Here is a 14243-nt window from a genome sequence, read left to right as displayed (position 1 = left end):
GGTACTGCAGGGGGGACCCTGTGGGAGAGTAGGACGCCGCCGAACTCCTTTTGTGAGAAGCCCCGTGCCCTTGTGGCACGGGGCTTTTCTGCGTTTACCCCTTCTTTTTCCCGGGTGATGGCTGCTGTTCAGGCGGGGGTGACCAGGTGCGTGTCGTACGCCAGGATCACTGCCTGGACTCGGTCGCGGGACCCTGTTTTGGCGAGGATGCGGGTGACGTGTGTCTTCACGGTCGATGCGGCGAGGTGCAGCCGTTCGGCGATTTCCGTGTTGGTCCAGCCCCGGCCGATGACCGTGAGGATCTCCCTCTCCCGCTCGGTGAGGGTCGCGATACGTGCGTCCGGGGTGGCAGGGCCACCGGGAACGGTCGGCAGATGCTGCACATACGCGTCCAGGAGGCGGCGGGTGAGGCCGGGGGCGACCACTGCGTCGCCGCTCGCCACGGCTCGGATACCGGAGAGGAGCTCTTCCGGCAGCGCGTCCTTGATGAGGAAGCCGCTGGCGCCGGCGCGGAGGCCGTCGTACGCGTACCGGTCGAGATCGAATGTCGTGACGATGAGGACGCGGGTACGGGAACCGGCCCTGATGATGCGCCGGGTGGCCTCGATGCCGTCCAGGAGCGGCATGCGGATGTCCATCAGGGCCACGTCCGGGCGGTGCCGGGAGACGAGGTCCAGGGCTTCGTGACCGTTGGCGGCCTCGCCGACGACGGTCATGTCGTCCTGGCTCTCCAACAGCATGCGGAAGCCGAAGCGCTGCATCGGCTGGTCGTCCGCGATGAGCACGGTCGTCACGAGAGTGTGTCCTCCAGGGGAAGCCGGAGCCGGACCCGCCAGCCGGCTGCGGAGGCCGACTTCTGCGGTAGCGGGCCTGCTTCGAGTGTGCCGTCGTAGAGGGATGCCCGTTCGCGCATCCCGGTGATTCCCTGCCCGCCGCCCTCGGGCCCGCCGCCGCTGGCACCCGTGTCGGTGATCAGGGCTTCCAGCTCCGTCGCCCGGTAGGTGAGAGTGACCTCCGCTGTCGGTGACGGGGCCGTGCCGCCGTGCTTCAGCGTATTCGTCAGAGCCTCCTGGACCACCCGATAGACCGTCAACTGGCGCCCCGCGGTGGGCGGGGGCGTCGGAGGTGAGCCGTGGACGCGGAGGCGTACGGGGAGGCCCGCCGTTCGTACGCCGGTGAGGAGCGCGTCCATGTCGTCGAGGGTCGGCTGCGGGGCGCGGTCGGCCTCGGCGGGGTGGTCGCGCAGGACGCCGAGCAGCCGGCGGAGTTCGGTGAGGGCCTGGCGGCTGGTGGTGCCGATGGCTTCCAGAGCCTGTGCGGCCCGGTCCGGGCTCTTGGCCGCCGCGTAGGCACCACCGTCGGCGAGGCCCGTGATGACGGAGAGGTTGTGGCCGATGATGTCGTGCATCTCGCGGGCGATACGGGTGCGTTCGGCGGCCGCCGCGAGCCGGGCCTGCTGGTCGCGTTCGAGTTCCAGCCGGTGGGCGCGGTCGACGAGGGCTGCCGTGTACTCCTTGCGCGTACGGACCACGATCCCCAGCAGGGACGAGAGTGCGAACGCCCAGAGGTGAGGGACGAACAGCAGGTCCCAGGTGTGCGGGAAGCGCAGCATGCCGATGGCGAGCGGGGCCGCCACCAGGGCGCCCGCCCAGGCCAGAGTGCGCATCGACAGTCGCAGCGCGATGTTGAAGACGGCGATGTCCTGGAGGTAGGCGGCCTGGACGACCGCCCCCGTCCAGACGTTGACCAGGGCGAACGGCGTCATGAACGCCAGCACGGCCAGGGGATGCGTGCGGCGCCACAGCAGCGGTACGGAGAGTGCCAGGCTCGTCAGCAGCACCAGTGGTTCGGGCGCCCGCGGGTCGGCGGCCACGGTGCGCCAGCCGCCGGAGGTGAAGTCGAGTACGGCGAACATCACCCAGAACGTGGTGAGCAGCCCGTTCCAGACCACCGGCCGGCGCAGGTCGAATGCCCGGACGCGCCGGAGCAGGCGCTGGAGGTGGCCGGTGAGCGGGGAGCCGCCCGGACCCGGGGGCCGGTTCTCGTCGTCATCCGTCACACGCCCATCCTCGCGTCCGGGCGGCCCCTTCGTCATGCGTCGCGCCGGTGCAGCAGCACGGCGGCCGCGCCCAGGGCCGTGGCGGCCCAGAGGCACAGGGCGAGCAGGGCCCCGCCCACGGGGGCCTCACCCGGGAGCGGGGTGGCGGAGCCGAGGGTGCCGGCCGCCTGGGTCGGGAAGTAGGCGACGGCGCTCTTCACGGCGTCGTACGGGAGCATGGTGAGGATCTCCGGCAGGACCATGACGCCTCCGATGAAGGCGCCGATCGCGCCCGGCACCGAGCGGATCAGGGCGCCGAGACCGAGCGCGATCACGCTGAGCAGGGTGACGCCCGCGGAGTTGCCGACGACGGCGCGGAAGACGCCCGGGTCGCCGAGCGAGGCCGCCTGGTCGGTGTCGTGGAGGAGGAGTTGGGCGGCGACGAAGGTGAGCAGGTCGGTGGTGAACATGACCACGAAGACGGTGACGGTGAAGACCGCCGCCTTCGCCCACAGGACCGGGAGCCTGCGGGGGACCGCGGTGAGCGAGGCGCGGATCAGGCCCGTCGAGTACTCGCCCGCGGTCACCAGGATGCCCAGCACCACGGTGCACAGCGTACCGAGCACCGAGCCGTAGAGGACCAGGACGACCGTGTCGACGTCGGAGTCGCCGCCGTCGGAGGTGTAGGTCGCGCCCATGACCAGACCGACGGCGAGAACCAGGGCGGACGCCGAGGCCAGGGTGATCCAGGAGGACCGCAGGGAACGGAGTTTGTGCCATTCGGAGCGTAGGACGCGGGTGGCTGTGATTCGGTGCTGGTGCTGGCGTGGAGTCGGGAGTTGGTCCGGGAGTCGGGCCGGGCGGTCGGCTGTGGTGGTCATGTGAGGGCTCCGGTCGGTTCGGGGGTGGTGATCCGGTACTCGACCGACTCCTGGGTCAGGTCCATGAAGGCATGTTCCAAGGAGGCGGTGCGCGGGGTGAGTTCGTACAGGGGGATGGCGTGCGCGGCCGCGGTGCGGCCGATGTGCGCCGCGTCCGTACCGTGGATCTCCAGCTCGTCGGGGGGCGCGGCCGGGCCGGTGGAGATCTCGATGCCGGGGCCGGTGAGGAGCGCACGCAGGGCGTGGGCCTGCGGGGTCACGACCTTGACCGAGGCGCCGCCCGCCGTGGCCACGAAGTCGGCGGTCGTCGTGTCGGCGAGGAGCCGGCCCCGGCCGATGATGATCAGATGGTCGGCGGTGAGGGCCATTTCGCTCATCAGGTGCGAGGAGACGAAGACTGTACGGCCTTGCTGGGCAAGGGACCTGAGGAGGTTGCGGATCCACAGCACGCCCTCCGGATCGAGGCCGTTGACCGGCTCGTCCAGGATGAGGGTGGCCGGGTCTCCGAGCAGCGCGGCGGCGATGCCGAGGCGTTGGCCCATGCCGAGCGAGAAGCCCTTGATCCGCTTGTGGGCGACCGCGGTGAGGCCGGCCAGGTCGAGGACGTGCTCGACGCGGTGGCGCGCGATGCCGTGGGTGTGGGCGAGTGCCATCAGGTGGTTGAAGGCGGTCCGGCCCGGGTGGACGGAGCGGGCCTCCAAAAGCGCGCCGACCTCGGCGAGCGGTGCGCTGTGGGCGGCGTACGCCCGTCCGCCGATCGTCGAGCGACCGCAGGTGGGCGCGTCCAGGCCGAGCAGCATGCGCATCGTCGTCGACTTCCCGGCGCCGTTCGGACCGAGGAATCCGGTGACGGTGCCGGGCCGTACCGTGAAGTCGAGGTCCTGGACGACGGTGGTGTCGCCGTACCTCTTGGTGAGTTCGTATGCCCTGATCATGCGGTCGACGCTACGGAGACGGCGCGTGGCGGGCGTCGGACCAGGGGCGGGATGTGGCGGGTGGTGTAGTACCGGGGTACGACGCGGGGCCGGTCGAGGCTGGTTGGAGCCGGTCGGGGACGGTCGGCGGCGGGGCGGGCCGGGGTGTCCGTGGCCGTGAGCGGGGTGGTGAGCGGGATGGTGTTTGCGCAGGTCCGGCGCGGAGAGGCAGGATCGGCGAATGGAACACGTGATTCGTGCTGTGTGCGCCGACGAATGGTCTCTGGTCAAGGAGTTGCGGCTGGCAGCGTTGCGGGACCCGGTGGCGCCGATGGCCTTTCTGGAGACCTACGCGCAGAGCGCGGCCCACTCCGACGAGTTCTGGCGGGACTGGGCGCTCGGCGCGTCCGAGGCCGGGGGCGGTGAGGTGCGGCAGTTCGTCGCCGTCGCCCCCGACGGGCGTTGGGACGGCAGCGTCACCGTGCTCATCGAGCGGCCTGACGGGGACGAGGGTGAGGGCGAGAACGCGGATGGGGTCGGGGACAGCGGTGGTGGCGTGGTGCCGTTCGGGGCCCCGGCCGGCCTCCACCAGGCGCACGCGGTCGGTGTGTTCGTACGGCCGGAGGCGCGGGGCGCTGGTCTGGCCGAGGAGTTGTTCCGGGCCGGGACGGACTGGGCGTGGTCGTTGGGGGAGCCCCGGATCGAGCGTGTACGGCTGTATGTGCACGAGGACAACGTGCGGGCCGCGGCGTTCTATCGGCGGATCGGGTTCGCGCCCACCGGGCAGTCGGTGCCGGTGCCGAGCGATCCGTCTGCGCGGGAGATCGAGTACGCGGTGGGGCGGCTGTAGGCGGGGCGGCTGGTAGATGGGGCGGCTGTTGGTGGGGCTGGCGTAGTGGCGGGAGCGGACGGGGCGGTTGCCGTGGGTGTGTGGCCGGGGTCGCCGCGGTCGCCGGGCGGGCGTGGGCCCGGGTGGTCTCGTGGCCTGTGTGGGCCGGGGGCCTGGCTAGCGTGGGTCGGTGAGTTCCTGGGACCAGCGGGCGCGGGCCTGTTCCCGGGAGCGGAGGAGGGCCAGGGTCGGCAGGCCCTGGGCATGGCCGGTCGACAGTAGCTCGGGGAGCCGGGGCAGGGGCGCCACCGCGGCGACATCGTCGAGTACCAGCGTCATTGGTGGGTCGAGCCGACCGGCGGTTGACCGTGCGGCCAAGCGGCGGCCGTGCTCGACCACGTGTGAGGCGAGCGCCGTGAGCAGGGGCATTGCTCCGGGGCCCGAGCGGGGATCCTCGATGGGTTCGCCCACCACATAGAGGGTGCCCCCTTCGCGGACAAAAGATTCCAGCGCGAGCGAATCGGCCCGGTTCGGCGTGCAGGCCTCCCGGATGTGGACCGAGGAGAGCGCGGCGAAGGCTCGTACGGTCAACTCCTGGGCCACCTCCCGGCGTTCGGGGTGTGCGGTGAGGGCGGACTCCAGCAGCCCGGCGAAACCGGAGGCCGCCTTGGGGTGGGTACGGAGGAGGCGCACCGGTTCGTGGGCACTGCCGCCGAGGGCCCAGCGGTGGACCTGGCGGAAGGGCCTGCCGTCGATGGCGGCGGCGTGCAGCCAGCACTTCAGGAGCGTTTCCGCGGTGTCGGCCGTCGTCGCGTCGATGCGGGCCTGCGGACGGACCGGGGCGAGCAGCGCGGTGGAGCGGGCGGCGGCGGTGTCGGGCTCCTCGCAGCCGGTGGTGGGGGACCAGTGGAGGCGGGCCGGGGTGTCGCAGAAGTGGCCCGGGTCGTAGACGAGGACCGGGCCGAGCTTGGCGCGGGCGTCCTTCGTCTCCGCCCAGACCGTGGGGTCGGAGGTGAGGACGAGCGCGGGCCCGTCGGCCTCCTGGATCGCCTGGAGGACGGTGGGGCGGCGGGTGGCGGCTGGCCCGTAGACGACGAGGGGGGTACGGGGGGCAGGCAGCGTGGGGAGGGCTGTGGTCTCGGGCGGGGGGTGCCCCGTGGGGAGGGGAGTGGGGATGTTGGTGGGGGTGGGGATGGAGGTGGCGGGGCTCGGTTCTGGGGTATGGGGCGCCGGTGGGGCGGGTGCGACCGCTGTGTGCTGGAGCGTCGGCTGGGGCTGGGGCTGGGGCTGGGGCTGGGGCTGGAGTTGGGGTGGGGGCGGTTGGGGTTGGAATTGCGGTTGTGTCTCCAGGTTTGGCTGCTGCTGCGGTGGGGTCTGCGCCTCCGGCCGGGGCTCGTGCAGCGGGGACCGTACGGGCGAGCCGCCCTTGTCCCCGTACCGTTCGCTGCGCTGCCGCGCCCGTACCGCGCGCCAGCGGGCCACCACTCCCAGCACGAACACCGTCAGCACGAACAGCACCATCAGTTCGCCGATGAACAGGCCCCAGAACAGCCCGTACCCGGAGAGCGCGTCCGCCGGAGTGTTCGGCCAGGCGGACGGCAGGTCGTGCGGTGCGGCGACGAGCCGGCGCATCGCCAGGGGGGTCTCGGTGAGGGAGACGCCCTCCGGCCAGGCGCCGTGCGCGAACAGTCCGGCCAGGCCGGTGGCCGTCCATGCCAGGAGCATGAGCCCGAGCAGGAAGGCCAGCAGACCGATCAGCAGGCCGTCCGGGATGCCGCCGCCTCCGCCGCCGCCACGTCCGCCGCCGTCGGTACGTACCTCGCCGCGCCCCGCCATGTCAGGCCACCGTTGACTCGGACGACTCGTTCAGTCGTTGCTGGTGCTCGATCCGTGCCGCGCGCTGCTCCGCCTCCAGGTCGGCGGCGCGTACGTCCTCCGGGACGAGCTCGGGTGCGGAGGACTCGGTCATCGCGCGGTCGGTGAAGACCAAGGGGCGTTCCGACTCGGTGATCAGGTGTTTGACCACCTGGACGTTGCCGTTGACGTCCCAGACCGCGATGCCGGGGGTGAGGGTCGGGATGATCTCGACCGCCCATCGGGGAAGGCCGAGCACCCGGCCCGTGGCTCTGGCCTCGTCGGCCTTCTGGGCGTAGATCGTGCGGGTGGAGGCCATCTTGAGGATCGCCGCGGCCTCGCGGGCCGCCGCTCCGTCGACGACGTCGCTGAGGTGGTGGACGACGGCCACGAACGACAGACCCAGCCGTCGGCCGAACTTCAGCAGGCGCTGGAAGAGCTGGGCCACGAAGGGCGAGTTGATGATGTGCCAGGCCTCTTCGACCAGGAAGATGCGTTTCTTCCGGTCGGGCCTGATCCAGGTGTGCTCCAGCCATACGCCGACGATCGCCATCAGGATCGGCATCGCGATCGAGTTCCGGTCGATGTGCGAGAGGTCGAAGACGATCAGCGGGGCGTCGAGGTCGATGCCGGCGCTCGTGGGCCCGTCGAACATGCCGCGCAGGTCGCCGTCGACGAGGCGGTCCAGGACGAGGGCGACGTCGAGGCCCCAGGCCCGTACGTCGTCTATGTCGACGTTCATCGCCTCGGCGGACTCGGGCTCCGGGTGGCGCAGCTGGTCGACGATGTCGGTCAGGACCGGCTGCCGGTCGTTGATCGTCTCGTTGACGTAGGCGTGGGCGACCTTCAGGGCGAAGCCGGACCGCTCGTCCAGGCCGTGCCCCATCGCGACCTCGATGATCGTGCGGAGCAGGGCGAGCTGGCCGGTCGTGGTGATCGCGGGGTCGAGCGGGTTGAGCCGGATGCCACCGTTGAGGGCGGCGGTCGGGTCGAGGCGGATCGGGGTGAGACCGAGCTCCTGCGCGATGAGGTTCCACTCGCCGACGCCGTCCTCGCCCTGGGCGTCCAGGACGACGACCTGGCGGTCGCGGAAGCGGAGCTGGCGGAGCACGTACGTCTTCTCCAGCGCGGACTTGCCGTTGCCGGACTCGCCGAGCACCAGCCAGTGCGGGGCGGGGAGCTGCTGTCCGTACAGCTGGAAGGGGTCGTAGATGTAGCCCTTGCCGGAGTAGACCTCACGGCCGATGATCACGCCGGAGTCGCCGAGGCCGGGGGCCGCGGTGGGCAGGTAGACGGCTTGGGCCTGTCCGGTCGACGTACGGACGGGGAGCCTGGTCGTCTCCACCTTCCCGAAGAGGAAGGCGGTGAAGGCATCCGACAGTGCGGACAGCGGATCTCGCATGGCGTGACCGACCTCCCTCTCGTTTCTCTCGGTTGTGTGCGGCTAGCGACGGATGCCGGTGGCGAACGGCAGGGTGTTCACGAAGGCGCGGTGGTGCTCGCGGTCGCACCACTCCAGCTTGAGATACGACTTGCCGGCCGAGGCCCGGATCGTCCGCTTGTCGCGGGCGAGGGATTCGGGCGAACGCGAGGACACGGTGATGTACCCCACCAGGTTCACCCCGGCCGCGCCGCTCGCGAGATCTTCACCCCGCTGGTCGAGACGGCCGTGCGCGGCGATGTCGCGCGGGTCGACGGTGCGGTTCATCTTGGCCTGGCGGCTGGCTTCCGCCTCGTCGTTGGTCTTCTCGGTGAGCATCCGCTCGATGGCGACCTCGGTGGGTTCGAGGTCCATGCAGACCGCGACCGTGCGGATCACATCGGGTGTGTGGACGAGGAGCGGGGCCAGGAAGTTGACGCCGACGGGCGTCATCGGCCACTCCTTCACCCAGGCTGTGGAGTGGCACCAGGGCGCGCGGGTGGCCGACTCGCGGGTCTTGGCCTGGAGGAATGTCGGCTCGACCGCGTCCAGTTCGGCGGGCCAGGCATTGCGCTTGGTCATGGCCTGGATGTGGTCGATGGGGTGGTCGGGGTCGTACATGGAGTGCACGAGGGAAGCGAGCCGGCTCTGGCCGAGCGGCTGGCGCACCCGGATGTCGGCCTCGGCGAGGCGGGCGCAGATGTCGGTGAGTTCGCGGGCCATGACGACGGCGAGGCCCGCGTCCCGGTCGAGCTTGCGGCCGGCCTCGGGGCGGGCGGCGCGGGCCATGGCGTTGGCCTCGGCGGCCAGCTCGCGGGTGTAGTGCATGCAGGCGACGAGGTAGGCGCGGTGCTGCTCGCTGGAGGTGGAGACCATGGACTGGAGCTGGTCGTACGACTCCTGCAGCCAGCCCGGGGACGTCTTGTCGCCGCGCTGGGCGACGTCCTTGGCGTGGGCGTCGGGGTCGGCGGGGAGGGTGCGGGCCAGCATCTGGATGCGGGTCACGAAGCCGTCGCCGTTGGCGACATGCTTCAGCAGCGTGCCGAACCGGTCGACGAGCGCCTCCTGGTCCTCGCTGTCGCGCAGGCCGACGCCGGGGCCCTCGATCTCGATCGCGGCGGTGACGGTGCGGCGGTCGGCGTGCAGGAGTACGGCGATCTCGTCCGGGCCGAAAGGGGCGGCGAGCCAGTTGATCCGGCCGATGCCGGGGGGCGGCCCGATCTCGACCTCACGGCCGTCGGCGCCGATGCCGGCTTCCATGGCGGCGGAGCGGTAGGTCGTCCCGCGGCGCAGGGTGCGCTTGTAGCTGCGGTTGATCTCGAACCACTTGTAGATGGTGCGGTGCTTGTACGGGAGGTACACGATCGCCAGGGCGAGGAGGGGGAAGCCCACGAGCAGGATGATCCGCGGCCCCAGATAGGGGACGGCCAGTCCGCTCATCATGCCGAGGAACGCACCGGCGATGATCAGCGTGATCTCGCCGGTCTCGCGGTTCTTGCCGACGATCGCGTTCGGCCGGGCGCGGCCGATGAGATACGTACGGCGGGGCGCGATTGTGTGGGACGGAGTCGTCAACGCCCTCCACCTCCCGTGCTGTTGTTACCTGAACTGCCTGATCCGCCACCTCGGGGGGAGCGGCTGCCGTGCGGGGTGCCGGAGGTCGGCCCCGAGCCGCTGCGGGGCGGGGGCGCGGCGGGGACGGCTCCGCCACCGGCTCCGCCGCCGGGGTTGCGGGAGCTGTGCGCGGCGACACCGCCGCTGATCGGGTTGGCGGGCCGGCCGCCGCCGCTGCCGCTGTCGCCGCCGTTCTGGCCGCTGCGGCTGCTGTGGGTCTTGATGCCCTGGGAGACGAGGGCGGCCGGGGAGCTGATCATCGCGGCGGCCTGGGAGCCGTCGGTGGCCTGCTTGCGGTTGGTGCGGGCACCCTGGATCTCGTCGCCGAAGCCGGGGACGAAACGGTAGATCAGGGCGGAGGCGAAGATCGCGAGCAGGATGATGGCGAGACCGGACACGACGGCGGAGAACGCGTTCGGCCCGTCGTCCTCGGCGAGCGCGCCGGCCAGTCCGAGCACGACGACGATGACCGGCTTCACCATGATCACCGCGATCATGATGCCCGCCCAGCGCCGGACGTGTCCCCACATGTTCTTGTCGACGAGCCCTGCGTAGACGACGGTGCCGAGGAGGGCGCCGACGTAGAGCAGGGCGGCCCGGATGACGAGCTCCAGCCAGAGGATGCCCGCGGCGAGGATCGAGACGAGCGAGACGACGATCAGCATGATCGGGCCGCCGCCGATGTCGGAGCCCTTCTTGAGGGCTTCGGCGAACGATCCGAAGAAGACGTCCGTCTGGCCGCCCGAGGAGGTGGCGATGATCTCGGTGACGCCGTCGGTCGCGGAGACGACCGTGTAGAGGATCAGCGGGGTGAACGCCGAGGCGAGGACCGTGAGCCACAGGAATCCGACGGCCTCGGAGATCGCGGTGGTCAGCGGTACGCCGCGGATGGCGCGCTTGGCCACGGCGAGCAGCCACAGGACGAGGGTGAGGACGGTGGAGGCGGCGAAGACGATCGCGTACTGCTGGAGGAACTTGGTGTTCGTGAAGTCGACGTTCGCGGTGCCCTTCACGGCCTCGCTGAGCTTGCCGACGATCCATGCGGCGGCGTCGGCGCAGCCGCGGGCGAGGGAGGAGAGGGGGTCCAGGGAGTTGTCGAGGCCGGAGGGGGCGTTGGTCTTGGGGGCGCCTGCGTCGCCCTTCTCGCAGTAGTCCTTTGCGGGGCCGCGGATCAGGTCGCACGCGTTGTTGGTCTTGCTGGGCGTCGGGCTCGGAGAAGGCTCAGCGAATGCGCGGCTGGCCAGCATGACGAGAGCGACCTGCAGACTGGTGGCTGCCGCCGTGAGTGAAAGGGCTCGGCTGGATCGTTTACCGGGCATATGTGAACCCTCCGAACTGTTCGACGGCGTCAGCCATTTCCTCGGCGGGAGAAGCGGCCTGGTCGCGGCCGACGGGTGTGGGGCCGTCCTTCTGCGTGAAGTCGGTGACCTTCCAGTCTCCGTTGATCCACGCCAGGTCGAACGTGTTGGTGAACCAGCTCTCGGAGACGGGGTTCTTGGAACCTTCGCCGGCAAGCCCGAACAGGGCTGAGTACCAAACGGCGACGCTTGCGGTGTCGCCGTGGAATTTCACGACCTTGGTGCCGGCCGGGTTGGAGCGCGAGATGAAGGTCAGGCCGGCCGGTGGGGTGCCGTCAGCGTTCAGTCCGATGCTGGTGAGGAAGTCCTGACCGGAGTAAACCTTGTCGAGATCTCCCTGACGGGCAGCGGCGGCCGCGGGGGCGTATACGGCGGAGACGACCGTGCGGCGACGGTCCTTGTCGAACATGTCGGCAGAGCCGAGCGCCACCGCATAGTTCGCCGCCGCGCTCTGCGCCCCCTGTTCGTCATGGGCGAAGCCCGAAGGGATCGAGCCGTTCTTCCCTGTCACCGGTTTCGTCCCCGTGGCCGCCGTGGACGACGAATCCGGCTTGTTCCCCGTCTTCCCCGAGCCGCCGTTGTTGCCGTTCCCGCCTCCTCCGCCCATGTTCGCGAAGGCGATGGCCGCGATCAGGAGGACGACGACGCCGACCACCGTGACGAGGGAGCGGGAGCTGCGGGCGGGGCGGCGGGGGGTGCCGTAGCTGTCGCCGCCCTCGCCGTCGGGGAGGCGGGTACGGGTCTGGCGCGTACCGCCGATGGTGCTGTAGCCGTCGTCCGTACGGCCAGGGCCGCTGCCGTAGCCTTTCTCGTCGCCGGGGCTCATGCCGCGTACGCTCCCTCAACCGTTTCCTGAACCGGGTAGTACGACGGTAGCCGTGCGGGTTCCCGCGCGGGCGCGGTGTGGTGACTCGACATCAGGGAGACGCAACCTCTGCCGGTGGGCACGACGGACGGATGGTGTGGGAGTGGGCGGGACTGCCCCTGGCGCGGGATGGCAGCCGGTCAGACGGCCATCCCGTAGACGATGGTGAACAGAGTTCCCAGCGATCCGATGATGAACACACCGGTCAGACCGGCAACAATCAGACCCTTGCCCTGCTCCGCGCTGAATGTGTCACGCAGTGCCGTGGCGCCGATGCGCTGCTTTGCCGCACCCCAGACCGCGATGCCGAGGCAGAGCAGGATGGCAATGGCCATCACGACCTCGATCATTACGCGGGCCTCGTTGCCCAAGGTCCCGAACGGCCCCCAGTTCGGGGCGATTCCGCCGATGATGGTGGTGATGTCGCCCTTTTCAGCTGCCAGGATCATGTAAGTCACCGCCCCTGTTGGGTAGTTCGTTGCCCCTGTCACGTGACATGGGTCGCTCTCTATCTTCGCTGATGAAAGTGGTCTCGTACGACGACTTGACGGCTCTCTTTACCCGGATCTCGTACGTTTGACCGGTCCGACCCCCCTGACCTGCGGATCGAATCGGGGGATGACCGAATACATATGGTTACTCTGTGTATCACGGAGGGTGACCCCGGGCAATGACTGTCATCCCGCCACCCTGGCCGAGACCATCGCGCAGCGCCTGGTCAGCGCCGGGCCTGGTCAGAGCAAGGGGTGGCGCGGGACGGGTGGGCGGGGCGGTGTCGTCCAGGTCGGCGGTGGCCGAAAATCGCACCAGGTGCCGTCGAAGGGAAACGTTCCGGCCTCGGCGAGCCGTACGACGGACCTGCCCTCGCTCCTGATGGCTGATGCTTCGTCGGGCGACCAGTAGGCCGGGTCGCCGGTCTTCTCGGTGAAGGACTGTTCGTCCTTCCACCGCCAGCTCCGGTCCGGCGCCACGTTGATGTCGAGTTCGTGGTCGGCGATGTCGATGTCGTCCCCGTGGTGGACCCGGCGCTCCAGATTTACGTACCAGCCACGGAACTTCTGTCTGCGGCCGAAGAGCCAGAGGACGGAGTGCGCGGCATCGGCCGGCTGGTAGAAGAGCGCGCTGCCCATCGGCCACCGGTCGGCGACCACCGGGAATCCGCCGGGCGGGCGGGCGTGCGGGGCGATGTCCCGCAGGTGCGAAGTCCCGCGCGGCAGCTTCGTACGCCACATCGGCGTGCCGGTCTCCATCCACACCAGCTGGCCCGCCTCGGTGCGTTCGACGAGGCGTACGGGGACCGAGGCGCTCAGGTGGCCGCCGACGAAGAAGTTCCAGTGGAGTATTCGGCCCGGGGCGTCGTTCATGCCGTCGATCATGCCCGCGACGGAGGAGGGGGACACGTGGCCGTCGGTGGGAGCCGGCGGGCCGGGAACCCGGGTGAGCCGGTCCGCGGTCCCGGTTTCGCCGGTCCGCTTCGGCAAGTCATCGCTGAGGGGGCGGTGCCGGCCTTCCGGTCCGCCGCGTCGCCGTGGCCCAGAGCAGTACCGCGCACAGGAACGCCGCCCCGGCGAACACCAACGGACGTGCGAGGGCATCCTCCCGTGCGCCGGCCAGCAGCGCACCGACCGCCGCCGGGGCAAGGGCCGAAGCCGGCAGTGCGCGGCGGCGCGGGAGGGGATCCGGCGCGGCAGCACCCGGCGCGGCACTCGGCACGGTGGGCGGAAGCAGCCGGGTCGCGACGGCGTACGCGGCGCAGGCCAGCAGCGTGGCACCGAGAACGTCGCTGGGCCGGTGCCAGTAGAGCGCCTGTACGGCGGCGGCGGTGACCGCGAGCCACAGGGCACCGGCGGCGGCGACGTAGGGACGGGTGCGCGGGGAGGCGACGAGAACGACGCCGAGGGCCAGTCCGGCGGCGATGGCCACGTGACCGCTCGGGAAACTCACCGCGGTGAGATTGCTCGGCGCGTCCACCAGGTCGGGACGGGGCAGGACGAACCTGTTCAGCACTTCCGTACCCGCGATCGTGGCCACCGCGACCCCGACGGCCGCGCAGCACTCACGCAGGCACCGGCGTACCAGGGCGACCACCGCGATCAGCGCGATCCCTGCGGCGACGGTCGCGTACTCCGCCGTCAGCGGCGGCGGGCCCACCGACTGGCTCCACTCGAAGATGCGCGCCTGATCGGCGAACCCGACGACCAGAGCGTTCTCCGCCGACTGCCCGATCGGCGTCCACACCGCGAGCAGGTAGACCGCCGTGAACGCGAGGAGGAACAGCGCGGCCGGGGTCGCGCGAGCCGTCAGGCGGGTGAGGCGCCGTACCGCCCCGGGGGCGGGGGCCGGCCCCTGCCCGGCCCCGGCCGCCTCGGCTTCCGGCCGGGGTTCTGCTGCGGCCGGAAGGTCTCGCGGTTTCATCGGTCTCGTTCCATGGGTCGGTGGGTCGGTGGGTCTGTGGGTCTGTGGGTCTGTG

Annotated in this window: 13 protein-coding genes; 1 reads left to right on the top strand and 12 read right to left on the bottom strand. The window is 70.8% G+C overall.

Annotated elements, in window-relative coordinates:
- Positions 1-128: 128 nt before the first annotated feature.
- The 4 genes from ACFVT1_RS03730 to ACFVT1_RS03715 are packed head-to-tail and all read right to left on the bottom strand — an operon-like array spanning position 129 to position 3854.
- Entirely contained in the window at positions 129-794 is a 666-nt protein-coding gene (locus ACFVT1_RS03730) for a response regulator (RefSeq protein ID WP_389792182.1), read from the bottom strand.
- Complete coding sequence (locus ACFVT1_RS03725; protein WP_389792180.1) at positions 791-2095, bottom strand: sensor histidine kinase; 1305 nt, start codon at positions 2093-2095, stop codon at positions 791-793. Before ACFVT1_RS03725 ends, ACFVT1_RS03730 begins: the two co-directional genes overlap by 4 nt.
- Complete coding sequence (locus ACFVT1_RS03720) at positions 2092-2919, bottom strand: ABC transporter permease (protein ID WP_389792178.1); 828 nt, start codon at positions 2917-2919, stop codon at positions 2092-2094. Before ACFVT1_RS03720 ends, ACFVT1_RS03725 begins: the two co-directional genes overlap by 4 nt.
- Positions 2916-3854, bottom strand: a complete 939-nt coding sequence (locus tag ACFVT1_RS03715) for an ATP-binding cassette domain-containing protein (RefSeq protein ID WP_389792176.1) — start codon at positions 3852-3854, stop codon at positions 2916-2918. The genes ACFVT1_RS03720 and ACFVT1_RS03715 overlap by 4 nt, the downstream gene beginning before the upstream one ends.
- Before the next feature lie 220 nt (positions 3855-4074).
- Here ACFVT1_RS03715 and ACFVT1_RS03710 point away from each other — a divergent pair, with 220 nt between their 5' ends.
- Complete coding sequence (locus tag ACFVT1_RS03710; protein ID WP_389792174.1) at positions 4075-4683, top strand: GNAT family N-acetyltransferase; 609 nt, start codon at positions 4075-4077, stop codon at positions 4681-4683.
- A gap of 156 nt (positions 4684-4839) precedes the next feature.
- On the opposite strand, the gene ACFVT1_RS03705 is transcribed toward ACFVT1_RS03710, so the two are convergent.
- From ACFVT1_RS03705 to ACFVT1_RS03670, 8 genes are all read right to left on the bottom strand, one after another.
- Positions 4840-6498 (bottom strand): type VI secretion protein, encoded by a 1659-nt coding sequence (locus ACFVT1_RS03705; protein ID WP_389792172.1) that lies wholly within the window; start codon positions 6496-6498, stop codon positions 4840-4842.
- A 1-nt stretch (position 6499) separates the two neighbouring features.
- On the bottom strand, positions 6500-7918 hold the full coding sequence (locus tag ACFVT1_RS03700; protein WP_389792170.1) for an ATP-binding protein: 1419 nt from the start codon (positions 7916-7918) through the stop codon (positions 6500-6502).
- A 42-nt stretch (positions 7919-7960) separates the two neighbouring features.
- On the bottom strand, positions 7961-9511 hold the full coding sequence (locus tag ACFVT1_RS03695) for an SCO6880 family protein (protein ID WP_389792168.1): 1551 nt from the start codon (positions 9509-9511) through the stop codon (positions 7961-7963).
- Positions 9508-10869: a hypothetical protein gene (locus tag ACFVT1_RS03690; RefSeq protein WP_389792166.1), complete on the bottom strand. Its 1362-nt coding sequence runs from the start codon at positions 10867-10869 to the stop codon at positions 9508-9510. Before ACFVT1_RS03690 ends, ACFVT1_RS03695 begins: the two co-directional genes overlap by 4 nt.
- Positions 10859-11734: a hypothetical protein gene (locus tag ACFVT1_RS03685; RefSeq protein WP_389792164.1), complete on the bottom strand. Its 876-nt coding sequence runs from the start codon at positions 11732-11734 to the stop codon at positions 10859-10861. Before ACFVT1_RS03685 ends, ACFVT1_RS03690 begins: the two co-directional genes overlap by 11 nt.
- 179 nt (positions 11735-11913) lie before the next feature.
- The gene (locus ACFVT1_RS03680; protein ID WP_018101695.1) at positions 11914-12222 is read right to left on the bottom strand and encodes a hypothetical protein; all 309 of its coding nucleotides are present in this window, start codon (positions 12220-12222) and stop codon (positions 11914-11916) included.
- Positions 12223-12507: 285 nt separating this feature from the next.
- Complete coding sequence (locus ACFVT1_RS03675; RefSeq protein WP_389792247.1) at positions 12508-13149, bottom strand: DUF402 domain-containing protein; 642 nt, start codon at positions 13147-13149, stop codon at positions 12508-12510.
- A 106-nt stretch (positions 13150-13255) separates the two neighbouring features.
- Positions 13256-14188, bottom strand: a complete 933-nt coding sequence (locus tag ACFVT1_RS03670) for a phosphatase PAP2 family protein (RefSeq protein ID WP_389792162.1) — start codon at positions 14186-14188, stop codon at positions 13256-13258.
- Positions 14189-14243 lie beyond the last annotated feature (55 nt).

The organism is Streptomyces sp. NPDC057963, assembly GCF_042887155.1.
Classification (GTDB): Bacteria; Actinomycetota; Actinomycetes; order Streptomycetales; family Streptomycetaceae; genus Streptomyces.
The sequence above is the reverse complement of the archived record's forward strand: the minus strand, read 5'-3'. Positions and strand labels throughout refer to the sequence as shown.

Coding starts and splice junctions, on each gene's coding strand:
- ACFVT1_RS03670 (WP_389792162.1), bottom strand. CDS start 14,188: ATGAAACCGCGAGACCTTCCGGCCGCAGCAGAACCCCGGCCGGAAGCC.
- ACFVT1_RS03675 (WP_389792247.1), bottom strand. CDS start 13,149: ATGATCGACGGCATGAACGACGCCCCGGGCCGAATACTCCACTGGAAC.
- ACFVT1_RS03700 (WP_389792170.1), bottom strand. CDS start 7,918: ATGCGAGATCCGCTGTCCGCACTGTCGGATGCCTTCACCGCCTTCCTC.
- ACFVT1_RS03680 (WP_018101695.1), bottom strand. CDS start 12,222: ATGATCCTGGCAGCTGAAAAGGGCGACATCACCACCATCATCGGCGGA.
- ACFVT1_RS03720 (WP_389792178.1), bottom strand. CDS start 2,919: ATGACCACCACAGCCGACCGCCCGGCCCGACTCCCGGACCAACTCCCG.
- ACFVT1_RS03685 (WP_389792164.1), bottom strand. CDS start 11,734: ATGAGCCCCGGCGACGAGAAAGGCTACGGCAGCGGCCCTGGCCGTACG.
- ACFVT1_RS03710 (WP_389792174.1), top strand. CDS start 4,075: ATGGAACACGTGATTCGTGCTGTGTGCGCCGACGAATGGTCTCTGGTC.
- ACFVT1_RS03705 (WP_389792172.1), bottom strand. CDS start 6,498: ATGGCGGGGCGCGGCGAGGTACGTACCGACGGCGGCGGACGTGGCGGC.
- ACFVT1_RS03715 (WP_389792176.1), bottom strand. CDS start 3,854: ATGATCAGGGCATACGAACTCACCAAGAGGTACGGCGACACCACCGTC.
- ACFVT1_RS03725 (WP_389792180.1), bottom strand. CDS start 2,095: ATGACGAAGGGGCCGCCCGGACGCGAGGATGGGCGTGTGACGGATGAC.
- ACFVT1_RS03690 (WP_389792166.1), bottom strand. CDS start 10,869: ATGCCCGGTAAACGATCCAGCCGAGCCCTTTCACTCACGGCGGCAGCC.